The sequence below is a fragment of the Alphaproteobacteria bacterium genome (assembly GCA_017302575.1).
Classification (GTDB): domain Bacteria; phylum Pseudomonadota; class Alphaproteobacteria; order Rickettsiales; family UBA3002; genus JAFLDD01.
In genome coordinates this window covers 1,039,714-1,052,955 of record JAFLDD010000001.1, presented here as the reverse complement: position 1 = coordinate 1,052,955, position 13,242 = coordinate 1,039,714, and the positions used below count along the sequence as shown (strand labels likewise).

Below are 13,242 nucleotides of genomic sequence, written 5' to 3'. Positions count from 1 at the left end.
ATGTGGATCAACTGCCTAAAATTAATTCAAACATTGAGGATTTGGACATTCCGGTGTGTTATGGCGGCTACACCCAGCGGCAAGGTCACTATCACAGAAATCGCACAGGGCGAATACATCTGGCAGACTGATGCTACTGCGCTCCACATCGATGCCTTGATCTTTAAGGGTTTGTAGCGTACGCGAGAACGTCTCCGGCTTCATACCGAGGTAACCAGCAATCAGCGATTTATCATAGGGTAGCTTGAGGTTTTTTGTACGATCACCGCTTTCTAAAAACAGTTTTAGCAGGAACCAGCCCACGCGCTGTGTCACGGTTTTAAGTGTCAGTTGCTCAAACTGGCTGATCAGCGCCTGAGACCTACCAGAAACGGTAGAGAGCATATTTACTGCCAACGCATGGTTATTTTTTAGTTTCTCCCGAATCATTGAGGCAGGAATCGAAAGCAGCTTCACATTATCAACCGCTTGCGCATTCACCGGCAGCGGCGTGTCATTAAAAATGACGGTTTCTAGCATATTATCGCCCGTGCTCAGCACCTGAAGAATGGACTCCTGACCATCAACATTCCCCTTAAACAGCTTCACCCAGCCCTCTAGAATAATGTAAAAACGTGAAGCCTGTTCACCCTGCATAAAAATGAGTGCGCCTTTGTCATGGCTGGTGATACGTGCATATTTGAGGAGTTCGTTCAGACTCGCCGTATCAAGCCCTGCAAAAAGCGGCAGCGCCTTAATCGTATCTATATAAGCACGCACACTTGACTCAATCGCACTTACATCAGAAACGTTGAGACTCGATGAAGAAGAAGCTTTTTTATCACTTCTCACATTGGCTTTCTTGGCCTTCTGGGCAGGCTCTTCCGCTTTGTTCAGTTGCTTAATCATCATACGGCTGACTTCATGCAACACGTCCATTTTTGCAGTAAACAAATTAAACCATTCCACTGCACTCAATGCTTCAAGCTGAGGAGAAGTGCCATTTTTAAGTGCCGCATGAATCTCTTCCACGCGCTTGAAACTGTCGTTTTCCTTCTTTAGTTTTTCGATAGCATCACGCCCTTTGCTATCGGCAAGCATCATAAACATGCGTTCGTAGGCTTGCTGTTCGGAAATGATGTATTGCAACCGCTCTCTGAGTTCGGGTGACTCTTTCCAGTCCATCATCACGAGCTGTGTTCCTAGTGCTCGCTCAAGCCCGACACGCTCTTTCCATTGCAGAAAATGCATGAGTGCTGCCACCTTGGCGGGTTGATTATCCGTATCAAAAACCGCCAGTTCCTGCGTAATATCGATGGCGGGAGCAATAATCTCGCGGCTATAAAAAGAAATCGCCTCTGGCGCTTCAATCATCCGCGCAATGATATATTTCCGTTTAGCCATCAAATAATGAGCGGCATGTAAAAACGGTTCGAGCTTTGCATTTTGCCGCTTAGGCAAGGCACTTAAAGACTTCAAGCGAGTATCAACGACAGCAAATTGTGATTCCAACTCCTCGGAAAACTTCTGGCCACGACTTCGCAGATAAAGCGAGACCGCGCCGCGCTCTTTCTGCGCCTCATGGATAAAGTCACAAAAATCGTATAAAATATTGGTCATTAAGCGGAGTCCACCTTCTATCACTGAATATACCCGCAGCGACAGAATCTCAATAGAATAAGGCGGATAAACTACTATGCTTACAGGTAGGGGTTTATGCGGCATATTGCCAGAGATAGCCGGGCTTATGGTAAAAGAATCCATTGGAGAATTTTAGGGAAGCGTCGATTTCCTGTATCTTTCTAATGGCTTCTAATGGTTCGCATCGTCCCTGCACCACCCCTTGGAAAGCCTCAATCACCGTCCCCATGTCCAGCGTGTGGGGCGAAAGCCTGATATAATCAAGCCCCCAGCGCATCATTTCGGGGACTTCTTGAGCCAGATTCATATAGCTATGCGACATGGTTTGTACGCCATTGATAGTAAGGAATGCCTTCCCATCTACTGTTCTCAGTTCCATTCCATCGGGGTCATTTTCGCATACAAACTGGCAATTATCCTTGATTTTATTGTGCGCTCTGGCGTGGTAACAGCGTGCTGATAGTGCCAGTGGCGCACGCCCAAAAACCATAATCTCGCTACCAGCCCCCAGCTTTTTTGCCTCCGTGACCAGCGCTTTCAGTGCTGCGGCATACAATTCGCTGGGAAAAGTGAAGTGCTGTGCGCCGTTTTTCACCAGATGCGCCATGGTGTCTTCGTTATAGGTGTTGACATACTGGCCGATGTAATGGGGCTTTCCTCGTAAATGAAATAAGGCAGCGGCATCGTTCGCTTCCACCGGATAGTCATCCAGCGCGCAGACAGACTTCGTCATTTTGCGCTCACGCGGAATCATGATTTCCGATAGGGTTGAGAATACGGCTTTCTTACCGGCGGCACTTAGACGCTCGGCCACCTCACCATAATACGGCTCAAAGAACGGGCTGCGCTTGGAACAGATCACTTCCCCCACATACACCGTATCAACGTCCCACTCATCAGCGGCACGAAAATAAAAATCCCGCCAATATTCTGCCTTCCAATTAAACAGCACAGGGCCAAGGGTGAGTTTGGTTGACATAGCTATCTCCACTTCTTGCTGCGAAATGCGCCAGTGGTTTCCTTTTGCCCCTCGGTCAACGCTACCAGATCGGCTTTTGGAATGGTTTTCCCCTGCATCACGCTATCGACCGCCAGACGCCAGGTGCTGACGACCTGCCGGATATAAGCTCTGGAACGCTGCCGCCCTTCGATTTTGAACGCTTCGATGCCCGCCCCGATCATCTGCGGAAGCAGATCAAACAAATTCAAGCTGATCGGCTCTTCAAACGCATAATAGGGATCATCGCGATGCGGAGCGATGTATTTGCCTTTGCAAATGGTAGGATAACCGGCACCTTGTGCGCAGGAGAAGCAGTCAATCGTAAATTCGCCGAGCTGAGAACAGAGCATATTATTTTTATCTTCATAAAACGTCACATCGCTCGGCGGTGAGCACACGCCGTCGAAATTGGTGGATACTCCGCTGACGAAATTCGTCAGGCTGCACCTTCCCTCAGCCATGAGTCCCTGATTGCCGAAGATGAAGGTTTCAATCTCACAGGGGATTTCGCTTTTAAGCTGCTTGATTTCAGGAATACTTAATATTCTGGGCAACACCACACGCTTGACACCAAATTCCTCGCAATAATAGCGAATCGCTTCCACTGAAGGTGCTCCAGCCTGCACCGATAAATGAAGACGCTGGTCGGGATATGTGGTGGCAATATGGTGCGCCACCCCGATATCAGCGACAATCATTGCATCCACACCAAGCCGTACGCCATCGGCAACCGCCTGTTTCCAGAGCAATGTCTGTCCTGCGGGTGGGAAAGTATTCAGTGCTAACAGCACTTTTTTCCCGCGCTTATGGGCATAGTCTACGCTTTCTTCCATTTCCTCAGGGGTGAAATTAAGCCCCGGAAAATTTCGGGCGTTTGTCGCATTCTGGAAGCCGCAATAAACCGTATCTGCACCCGCATCGACGGCGGTTCTGAGCGCAGCAGGAGTGCCCGCTGGACATACCAGCTCTGGCGAGTTATTTGGCAAATGCATGATGTAGTTCCTCTAATTTCCGTGCGAATTTTAATCCTATAGCACCTGGTCTGCCGAACGCTTTTGCCGCTTCGTCAATCACGGTGCTGTCCATGTCATCCAGTGCATTTCTTAGGGCAACCACCGCTTCGGTATCTCCTTCAATCACGAGTTCTCTTGAGAAAAAGAGTGCATCTCCATCCATGCGTGCCTCAACCAGCTTCAGTAAATTCATGAAGCTGCCAGAGATTTTTGCATCCCAAGGCTCAGAGGCGCTTCTTCTCACCAAAAGCCTAGGTTTTTGTGGATCGGCTCGCAAGAACAGCACAAAAGGCATATCTGTTGGCATAATGAGGAAGCATTTTTGCGCATGTGCACCGAGTCTGGCGAAAATGCGCGGATTATTCCTAGCAACGGTATGGATGCACTTACTTAAAATAAGCTGAAGTGCAAAAATCGGAACCGGCCTGATAAGCAGTTTTCGTAGCGTGGGCGTTGTTCTAATCATAAAGTAAATTCCGTTACTCAAGGTTGCAGCATAGCCTCATACCATTCGTCCTCACGGAGATAATAAATATGGCGCTCATGAATGCGGTATGCGCCGTTTACCCAGAACTCAAAATAATCCGGAACAATCCGAAAGCCTTTCCAGTGCGGTGGTCTTTCTACATTTCCTGTTGCCCATTTGGCTGTGTAGTGTGCAATACGTTTCATAAATAGGCTGCGATCTTTAAGCGGCTTAGACTGCTCAGATGCCCATGCCCCGATACGTGATTTGAGCGGACGCGTGTTAAAATAGGCGTCCGCCTCTGCATCGCTAACATGGGCAACAAACCCCTCAATGCGAATCTGACGACCGCATTCCGGCCAGTAAAAACACAATGCCGCCTGTGGATTATCATCGATATCGCAGCCTTTGCGACTATGTGCATTGGTATAGAAAGTGAAGCCCGACTCACTGAAATCTTTTAGCAGCACCATGCGGCAGGACGGTGCACCGCAGCGTGTCGCGGTTGCCAGACATACCGCCGATACATCCTGTTTTTCTTTGGTCGTAGCTTCCTGATGCCATGTGGCAAACTCTGCAAATGGACTTGCCTGCGCGCGCATACCATAAGGCGGATCAAAGGGCATCTGTATGTCGCTGCGCCTCATGCCATTGCCTCAGAGAAAGGATATAAACTACGCTCCTCCTGATCAATGTGGCGCTCAAGATTGGCAATCAATGTCTCCGTCTGTTCACAGAATTGTTCTGGCTTGTTCTTTAAAGTCTGCGTATCGGGCCATTCCTGCAAATAGCTTTTTAAACCATCGGCAAAAGATCCCATGTTTTGTACGTGATTCCTAGCGAGCATTCTGGTGGGTTCGTGTTCGCTTAACAACAGTTCCTGATACACGCTGCGGTCTTCCTGTAGCAAATGCGCCAATGTTTTTCGCATTAGCTTCGCAATGAGAGCATGTAGTATACTAGCATTGTCGGGCACATGATTGGGCTGCAGCAGATGACGAATCTCATAAGCAATCCCTAGTATTTCTGCATGTTCATTACGAAAACGCTCCAAATCTTTCATGTTGATTTCTCCATGCTTAGGATACTCTCGAATAACGGGCAGCCTCGGGAAGCTGATACTGATCGAACACCGCAGCCACCGCACGTGAAGCCATCCGGTAGGGTGTTGCAATCTGAACAAAGTGACCTTGCGTACGCGCAATGTCGGCATACGCACTATCCTGCAGCAATTTCATTTCACGCTCACATATATTGGCATCATGTCCGTGGCGTGCTGCAATCTGGCCTATGTCGGCCTCCATATAGCACATGAGCGTATCAATAATTTCTTTGCGGAAACTGTCCTGCGCGCTCGTCTTCCAGCCTCGGCAGGTGGCAAGCTGTCTAGCTTCAATACGCTTGCTGTATTCGTGCGTAGCGCTGTAATTCTGGGTGTATCCGCCCGGAAACTGGCTGATGGCAGAGGTACCAAAGCCCAACAAAATATCGGTGGTGTCGGTCACGTAGCCCTGAAAATTACGCCGCATACGATGAGAGTTCGCAGCAACCGCCAGACTATCATCTTCGCGTGCAAAATGGTCGATACCAATTGCCACATAGCCATTTGCGAGTAAAAACTCCGTCGCCATTCGGTAAAGCATGAGCTTCGTGCGATCATCGGGTAGCGCATGTTCATCAATCAATCGCTGATGTTTTTTCATATGCGGCACATGGGCATAGGAGAAGAGCGCAATGCGAGATGGTGCAAGCGAAAGCGTTTGTTTAAGCGTAAGCTCAAAACTGGCAATGGTTTGATAGGGCAGACCATAAATCAAGTCTGTATTGATCTGATGAATACCTGCGTCATGCAGGTACTCCATCAATCCTGCTACCATCTCAAACGATTGGATGCGATTCACCGCCTTCTGCACCTTTGGGTCAAAGTCCTGAATCCCCATGCTGACGCGCGTAAATCCAAGGTTGCCGTAAAACGCTATTTTTTCTTCGCTGGTGGTGCGCGGATCAAGCTCAATCGCAAGTTCACCGGGTGGCGCAAACTCGAATGCCGATGCCAGCGCATACAAAATTGACATTAACTGCGATTCGTTCAGCAGGCTTGGGCTTCCGCCGCCAAAATGAATCTGCTTCAATTTCCCTTTTCTGGCGGCGCGCTGACCAATCAGTGCAATCTCATCCAACAGCACACGCACATATTTCTCAATCGGCTCATCGCGATACGTCATTTTCGTGTGGCAACCGCAGAACCAGCATAATTCACGGCAAAAAGGAATATGCACATAGGCAGAAATCGTCTGGTCTTTTTCGATGGATGCAAGCCACGCACTATGCTGATCTGCATTAACGCCGCTATGAAAATGCTGTGCTGATGGATAGCTGGTATAGCGCGGCGCCTGAAGTCCCAGCCAAGCCGGCGGTTTTTCAGGCACATTGGGAGATGTAATCGCTACAGCGCTTGACACAGGTCAACCTCGGTTCCATGGCACACCCGGATTAAAAACCATTCTCTGTAAAAAATACTTGATACGGATCAAATCGATTTTTTTGGGGTTGGGGCAATTTGAGGCCATCACAAACAGGTCGTGAGGTCTTAAATGGTTAATCTAAAAACAATTCCTGCCAGCCAGCAGAATCGTGCCCTCTACAGCACGACACTGGACTTTACGCTGAACTTTGCCGTCTGGACGATTTTCGCCATTATTGGCGTTCAGATTAAGCAGGATATGAACCTCAATGACACCCAGTTCAGCCTTTTGATTGGGACACCAATTCTCACCGGATCATTGGTGCGATTGTTTCTAGGTATTTGGGCAGATCAATTTGGTGGCAGAATCGTGATGCTGATTGTTTCGCTCTGTGCTGCCGCCTCCACATGGATGCTCACCTACGCAGACACTTACGAAATGATGTTGGTGACCGCGCTCGGCATGGGGCTTTCGGGCGGCACGTTCGTGGTAGGTATTGCCTATCTCTCCAAATGGTACAGCAAAGATAAACAAGGCACGGCGCTTGGCATTTTCGGCATGGGGAATATCGGTGCAGCGGTAACAAAATTCGGCGCACCGTTTATCATGGTCGCTTACGGTTGGCATAGTGTGGCGCAGATCTGGGCGGTAGCGCTTGCGGTGACCACCATCCTCTGGTTCCTAGTGACCAAAGATGAGCCTGAGCTGGTAGAGCGCCGCAAAACAGGCGCACCAGCAAAAACCACCAAGATGGCACTCGCACCACTTAAAAACCTGCAAGTATGGCGTTTCTCTCTCTATTATTTCTTTGTATTCGGTGCGTTTGTCGCGCTCGCTTTATGGATGCCGCGCTATTATGTCGGAGCGTATGGGCTGGACATTAAAGTTGCAGGGATGCTGGCTGCCAGCTTTTCCATCGCCGCTTCGGCTTTCCGTGCTATCGGCGGCTGGATGTCGGATAAATACGGTGCGCGCAAAGTGATGTATTGGACATTCTCCGTCTGCATCATCTGTTGCTTCATCCTCAGCTATCCATCCACCGATTATGTGATTCATGGTATCAACGGTGAAAACATAGAGTTTAGTACCGGACTCAGCGTGGTTCCGTTCACCATCATCGTGTTTGTGCTGGGTCTGTTCATGTCGTTTGGCAAGGCTGCCGTCTATAAACATATTCCCGTCTATTATCCGGATAATGTTGGCTCTGTTGCAGGTATTGTAGGCCTGATCGGCGGGCTTGGCGGCTTCTTCCTGCCACTGGCATTCGGCATCCTCAACGATCTCATCAATATCTGGACGAGCTGTTTCATGCTGCTGTTCGTGCTGGTGTCGACAGCACTCATCTGGATGCATTTTGCTATCATGTTGATGGAAAAACAGAAACATCCCGAACTGCGTGGGCCGAAATTCCTGCCTGAGCTGGATGTAGTACCCAAGCACTCATAACCCCTCAAACCCAAGAAGGCTTTTTATGTCAAAACACCCGGAACAATGGAACCCTGAAGATAGCAGTTTTTGGGAAAAGCACGGCAAGAAAATCGCACGCCGCAATCTATGGATTTCGATTCCCTGTCTGTTTCTGGGGTTCGCCACATGGATGATCTGGTCGGCGGTCGCCGTCAATCTCAATAGTGTCGGCTTCAATTTCACCAAAGAGCAGTTGTTTACGCTAGCAGCAGTACCGGGACTTACTGGGGCTACGCTGCGCATCCTCTATTCCTTTGTGGTGCCCATTTTCGGTGGACGTAACTGGACAGTCCTGAGCACCATCACATTGCTGATTCCGGCGATTGGTATTGGGCTTGCCGTGCAAGACCCGAATACGCCTTATGAAACCATGCTGCTTTTGGCGCTGGCTTGCGGTTTCGGTGGCGGGAACTTCTCTTCTTCTATGTCGAATATCAGCTTTTTCTTTCCGAAAAAAGCACAAGGAACTGCACTGGGGCTGAATGCTGGCCTTGGCAATCTGGGCGTAAGCGCGTTACAGTTTCTGGTTCCCGTAGTCATCGGTGCCAGTGTATTTGGCGATCTTGGTGGCACTTCGCAAATCATGACCGCTGCCGATGGTGCAACGAAAACCGTATGGCTGCAAAATGCAGGCTTCATCTGGGTCATTCCGATTATTCTGTGCACACTCGCTGCTGCGTTTGGCATGGATAATTTGAAATCCGCCAAAACGCCGCTCGCTGAGCAGCTCATCATCTTCAAACGCAAGCACATGTATCTCACCACATGGCTATATGTCATGTCGTTTGGTTCGTTCATCGGCTACGCGGCGGCGTTTCCGCTGCTCATCAAAACCCAATTCACAGATATCAATCCGCTTGATTATGCGTTCATCGGGCCTCTGCTTGGCGCACTCATCCGCCCAGTTGGTGGCTGGATGTCGGATAAAACCAGTGGCGCATCGGTCACGTTCTGGAACCTGATTGTTATGATTGCAGCGGTCGTTGGGGTGATTCATTTCATCCAACCAGAAACCAAGCAATTCGTAGGATTCTTTGCTTGTTTTATGGTGCTGTTTACCACTACCGGCATCGCCAACGGTTCTGTTTTCCGCATGATTGGCGTGATTTTCCCGCCAAAGGAAAAGGCGCCGGTACTTGGCTTCAGCGCTGCGATTGCTGCGTATGGCGCATTTTATATCCCCAAATGCTTCGGTTGGTCACTTGAGCTAACAGGAGCTGCAGATACCGCTTTGTGGGGTTTTATTGGTTACTACATCACCTGCCTGTTTGTGACCTACATCTGGTATTTCCGCAAAGGAGCCGAGGTAAAATGCTAAATTTCATGAAAAAGCGAGAAGTTGATCCACATCAATCACGCGGGGCAGTTCGCCACCTAACATCCAGCAGCATAACACACTAGGAAGAGCGCAATATGAGCTATTTAATCGACAAGCTGACCTTCTTCAAACAAGCGAAAGAGCCATTTGCAAACGGTCACGGTATCACCACCGATGAGTCGCGCGAGTGGGAACACACCTACCGTGATCGCTGGCAGCATGATAAAATTGTGCGCTCCACCCATGGCGTGAATTGCACCGGTTCGTGCAGTTGGAAGATTTATGTGAAAAACGGCCTTGTCACATGGGAAACGCAACAAACGGACTATCCGCGCACCCGTCCTGATATGCCCAATCATGAACCGCGTGGCTGCTCGCGTGGTGCCAGCTATTCCTGGTATCTCTATAGCGCAAATCGCCTGAAATACCCGCTCATTCGCAGCCGTTTGCTGAAAGCCTACCGCGATGCCAAGAAAATCGCGAAAGACCCAGTGAATGCATGGGCAGCGGTAGTGGGCAACGAGCAAATCCGCAAATCCTATCAGAAAGTGCGCGGCCTTGGCGGCTTTGTTCGCACCGATTGGGATGAGGTGAATGAAATTATCGCTGCCGCCAACGTCTATACGGCAAAGCAGCACGGCCCCGACCGTATCATCGGCTTCTCACCGATTCCTGCCATGTCGATGGTGTCCTACGCCGCAGGCTCGCGTTACCTGTCGCTGATTGGTGGCGTATGCATGAGTTTTTACGACTGGTATTGCGATCTGCCTCCTTCCAGCCCGCAAACATGGGGTGAGCAGACCGATGTGCCGGAATCGGCTGACTGGTATAACTCTAACTTTATTATCGCGTGGGGCAGCAACGTGCCGCAAACGCGCACACCGGATGCTCACTTCTTCACCGAGGTGCGCTACAAAGGTGCAAAAACCGTGGCCGTCACGCCTGATTATTCCGAAGTCGCCAAACTCTGCGATTTATGGATGCACCCCAAACAAGGCACCGACGCCGCTCTTGCCATGGCAATGGGGCATGTGATTGCCGCCGAGTGGCATGTGAAAAGTAAAAGCGATTATTTCGACGATTACTGCCGCATGTACACCGACATGCCGTTTCTGGTGCGCTTAATCAAAAACAAGGATGGCTATCTGGTACCAGAGCGTATGCTTCGCGCCTCCGACTTTGAAGGCAACATGGGTACGGACAATAATCCGGACTGGAAGCCCGTCATCATGTGCGGCCATGAAGAGAAAGTGCGTATCCCGAATGGCACGATTGGTTCTCGCTGGGGACAGAAAGGCAAATGGAATCTGGAGCCGAAAGACGAAGTCACGGGTGAAGAACTCTGGCCATTGCTTTCGCTTATGGAGCACAGCAAGCGCGAAGTGGTGAGTGCTGCGTTCCCTTATTTCGGCAATCTGGAGCATGAGCATTTTAATTCGACCGATCATGCCAGTATTTTAGAGCGCAATATTCCTGCCCTAAAAATGAAACTCAAAGACGGTGAAGCCATCGTTACCACCTGCTACGATTTGTTCATTGCCAATTATGGCGTGGATCGTGGCCTTGGCGGCGGCAATGTTGCCAGCTCGTTTGACGATGATGTGCCTTATACCCCTGCTTGGCAGGAGCATATTACTGGCGTCAAGCGTGAGCATGTTATCAACGTGGCACGTCAGTTTGCTGAAAATGCCCATAAAACCCACGGAAAATCGATGGTGATTATTGGTGCGGCGATGAACCACTGGTATCACATGGACATGAACTACCGCGCGATCATCAATATGCTGGTGATGTGTGGGTGTATCGGTAAATCGGGCGGTGGCTGGAGCCATTATGTAGGTCAGGAAAAACTCCGCCCACAAACCGGCTGGGCACCACTGGCATTTGCGACCGACTGGAATCGCCCACCGCGTCAGCAGAACTCCACCTCGTTCTTCTATGCCCATACCGACCAATGGCGCTATGAGAAGCTCAAAATGGAAGAGATTCTCTCGCCGCTGGAAGATAATGCGGATTGGAAAAATGCTTCTTTCATTGACTGCAATGCCAAGTCCGAGCGTATGGGCTGGTTGCCTTCTGCGCCTCAAATGGAGCGTAACCCGCTGGAGCTGGGTAAAATCATCAAGGATTCAGGTGAGGCCGTAGGTACGGCAGTTGCGGCTGGGCTGAAATCGGGCGAACTAAAACTCTCCTGCCATGATCCCGATGCACCGCAAAACTGGCCGCGCAACATGTTTGTCTGGCGCTCGAATATTCTAGGCTCCAGCGGCAAAGGCCATGAATATTTCCTCAAGCATTTGCTGGGTACGAGTCATGGCGTTCAGGGCAAAGATTTAGGCGAAGAAGGAAGAACCCTAAGCAAAGAAGTCGTCTGGCATGATAAAGCCCCTGAAGGCAAACTCGACCTGCTGGTCACACTGGATTTCCGTATGTCCACGACGTGCATGTACTCAGATATCGTGCTGCCGACCGCGACCTGGTATGAAAAACACGATCTGAATACTTCCGATATGCACCCGTTCATTCACCCACTTTCTGCGGCGGTGGATCCGGCATGGGAATCGCGCACCGATTGGGAAATTTACAAAGGTATTGCCAAGAAATTCTCTGAAGTCTGTGTGGGGCATTTGGGTGTCGAGCAGGATGTGGTCTTAAACCCCATCAAGCACGATACGGCGAATGAGATTGCACAACCGCTCGATGTTAAAGACTGGATGCGCGGTGAGTGTGAACCTGTTCCGGGAAAAACCATGCCGAATGTATTTTTAGTGGAGCGGGATTATCCAAATACCTACAAAAAATTCACCTCGCTGGGGCCAATGCTTGCCAAACTGGGCAATGGCGGTAAAGGCGTCTCGTGGAATACCGAGCATGAGCTGAAGGCGTTAGCGGATTTGAACTATACCGTCACCGAAGAAGGCATCAGCAAAGGTCAACCACGTATTGAAACTGCGATTGATGCGGCGGAAACCATCATGATGCTGGCACCCGAAACCAACGGTGAAGTGGCGGTGAAAGCGTGGAAAGCACTCGGTGAAGCCACAGGCCGCGACCATACGCACTTGGCGGATACCCGTGAGGATGAAAAAATCCGCTACCGTGATATTCAGGCGCAACCGCGCAAGATTATCTCGTCACCGACATGGAGCGGTATTGAATCCGAGCATGTGAGTTATACGGCGGGCTATACCAATGTGCATGAGCTGATTCCGTGGCGCACACTGACAGGCCGTCAACAGCTTTATCAGGATCATGCGTGGATGCGGGCGTTCGGTGAGCAGCTTTGCACCTACAAACCGCCAGTGGATTTGAAAACTACGGATGAGGTAAGTAAACGCTTCGGTAAAGGCCGCAAGGAAGTGGTGCTGAACTTCATCACGCCGCACCAGAAGTGGGGAATTCACTCGACCTACACGGATAATTTGCTGATGCTAACGCTATCGCGTGGCGGGCCAATAATCTGGGTTTCGGAGATTGATGCGAAGAAGATTGGCGTCATCGATAATGACTGGGTGGAAGCCTACAATGCCAACGGCGCGCTCACCGCACGCGCGGTGGTCAGCCAGCGTGTGCCTGAAGGCATGATGATGATGTACCACGCGCAGGAAAAAATTGTGAACGTACCGGGCAGTGAAATCACTGGCGCACGCGGTGGTATCCACAATTCCGTCACACGCACCGTACTAAAACCTACGCACATGATTGGTGGCTATGCACAGCTTTCGTATGACTTTAACTATTACGGAACGGTGGGCAGTAACCGCGACGAATTCGTCGTGCTGCGTAAGATGGATAAGGTGGAATGGATGAACGAAGACAGCTACGGCGACAAGCTCTTCCACGGTGAGATTCCGCGTTTAGAGCAAACCGCACTTGGCAAACAGGGAGCATAA

At 50.1% G+C, this 13,242-nt stretch carries 10 protein-coding genes; 3 read left to right on the top strand and 7 right to left on the bottom strand.

The genetic code is table 11. The annotated features are described in order from the left end of the window. Window positions 1-21 precede the first annotated feature (21 nt). From J0M34_05410 to hemN, 7 genes are all read right to left on the bottom strand, one after another. Complete coding sequence (locus J0M34_05410) at window positions 22-1,599, bottom strand: nitrate- and nitrite sensing domain-containing protein (GenBank protein MBN8543684.1); 1,578 nt, start codon at window positions 1,597-1,599, stop codon at window positions 22-24. A gap of 94 nt (window positions 1,600-1,693) precedes the next feature. Continuing rightward, window positions 1,694-2,599 (bottom strand): U32 family peptidase, encoded by a 906-nt coding sequence (locus J0M34_05405; GenBank protein MBN8543683.1) that lies wholly within the window; start codon window positions 2,597-2,599, stop codon window positions 1,694-1,696. A 2-nt stretch (window positions 2,600-2,601) separates the two neighbouring features. After that, the gene (locus tag J0M34_05400; GenBank protein ID MBN8543682.1) at window positions 2,602-3,612 is read right to left on the bottom strand and encodes a U32 family peptidase; all 1,011 of its coding nucleotides are present in this window, start codon (window positions 3,610-3,612) and stop codon (window positions 2,602-2,604) included. Further along, window positions 3,596-4,099 carry an SCP2 sterol-binding domain-containing protein gene (locus J0M34_05395; protein MBN8543681.1) on the bottom strand — a complete coding sequence of 168 codons (504 nt, stop codon included), beginning with the start codon at window positions 4,097-4,099 and terminating at the stop codon, window positions 3,596-3,598. The genes J0M34_05400 and J0M34_05395 overlap by 17 nt, the downstream gene beginning before the upstream one ends. Window positions 4,100-4,116: 17 nt before the next feature. Further along, a complete protein-coding gene (pdxH, locus tag J0M34_05390; GenBank protein MBN8543680.1) occupies window positions 4,117-4,701 on the bottom strand; it encodes a pyridoxamine 5'-phosphate oxidase in 585 nt (194 codons plus the stop codon). 41 nt (window positions 4,702-4,742) lie between these two features. Beyond that, window positions 4,743-5,162: a hemerythrin domain-containing protein gene (locus J0M34_05385; protein MBN8543679.1), complete on the bottom strand. Its 420-nt coding sequence runs from the start codon at window positions 5,160-5,162 to the stop codon at window positions 4,743-4,745. A 16-nt stretch (window positions 5,163-5,178) separates the two neighbouring features. Next, window positions 5,179-6,561: an oxygen-independent coproporphyrinogen III oxidase gene (hemN, locus tag J0M34_05380; GenBank protein ID MBN8543678.1), complete on the bottom strand. Its 1,383-nt coding sequence runs from the start codon at window positions 6,559-6,561 to the stop codon at window positions 5,179-5,181. 132 nt (window positions 6,562-6,693) lie between these two features. Here hemN and J0M34_05375 point away from each other — a divergent pair, with 132 nt between their 5' ends. From J0M34_05375 to J0M34_05365, 3 genes are all read left to right on the top strand, one after another. Continuing rightward, window positions 6,694-8,010: a NarK/NasA family nitrate transporter gene (locus J0M34_05375; protein MBN8543677.1), complete on the top strand. Its 1,317-nt coding sequence runs from the start codon at window positions 6,694-6,696 to the stop codon at window positions 8,008-8,010. Between the two features lie 25 nt (window positions 8,011-8,035). Continuing rightward, window positions 8,036-9,349, top strand: a complete 1,314-nt coding sequence (locus tag J0M34_05370; GenBank protein MBN8543676.1) for a NarK family nitrate/nitrite MFS transporter — start codon at window positions 8,036-8,038, stop codon at window positions 9,347-9,349. Between the two features lie 95 nt (window positions 9,350-9,444). Then, a complete protein-coding gene (locus J0M34_05365) occupies window positions 9,445-13,242 on the top strand; it encodes a nitrate reductase subunit alpha (protein MBN8543675.1) in 3,798 nt (1,265 codons plus the stop codon).

Bases quoted from the DNA above. Each gene is read 5' to 3' on its own strand.
- J0M34_05410 (MBN8543684.1), bottom strand. From the start codon at position 1,599: ATGACCAATATTTTATACGATTTTTGTGACTTTATCCATGAGGCGCAG.
- J0M34_05405 (MBN8543683.1), bottom strand. From the start codon at position 2,599: ATGTCAACCAAACTCACCCTTGGCCCTGTGCTGTTTAATTGGAAGGCA.
- J0M34_05400 (MBN8543682.1), bottom strand. From the start codon at position 3,612: ATGCATTTGCCAAATAACTCGCCAGAGCTGGTATGTCCAGCGGGCACT.
- J0M34_05395 (MBN8543681.1), bottom strand. From the start codon at position 4,099: ATGATTAGAACAACGCCCACGCTACGAAAACTGCTTATCAGGCCGGTT.
- pdxH (MBN8543680.1), bottom strand. From the start codon at position 4,701: ATGCGCGCGCAGGCAAGTCCATTTGCAGAGTTTGCCACATGGCATCAG.
- J0M34_05385 (MBN8543679.1), bottom strand. From the start codon at position 5,162: ATGAAAGATTTGGAGCGTTTTCGTAATGAACATGCAGAAATACTAGGG.
- J0M34_05375 (MBN8543677.1), top strand. From the start codon at position 6,694: ATGGTTAATCTAAAAACAATTCCTGCCAGCCAGCAGAATCGTGCCCTC.
- J0M34_05370 (MBN8543676.1), top strand. From the start codon at position 8,036: ATGTCAAAACACCCGGAACAATGGAACCCTGAAGATAGCAGTTTTTGG.
- J0M34_05365 (MBN8543675.1), top strand. From the start codon at position 9,445: ATGAGCTATTTAATCGACAAGCTGACCTTCTTCAAACAAGCGAAAGAG.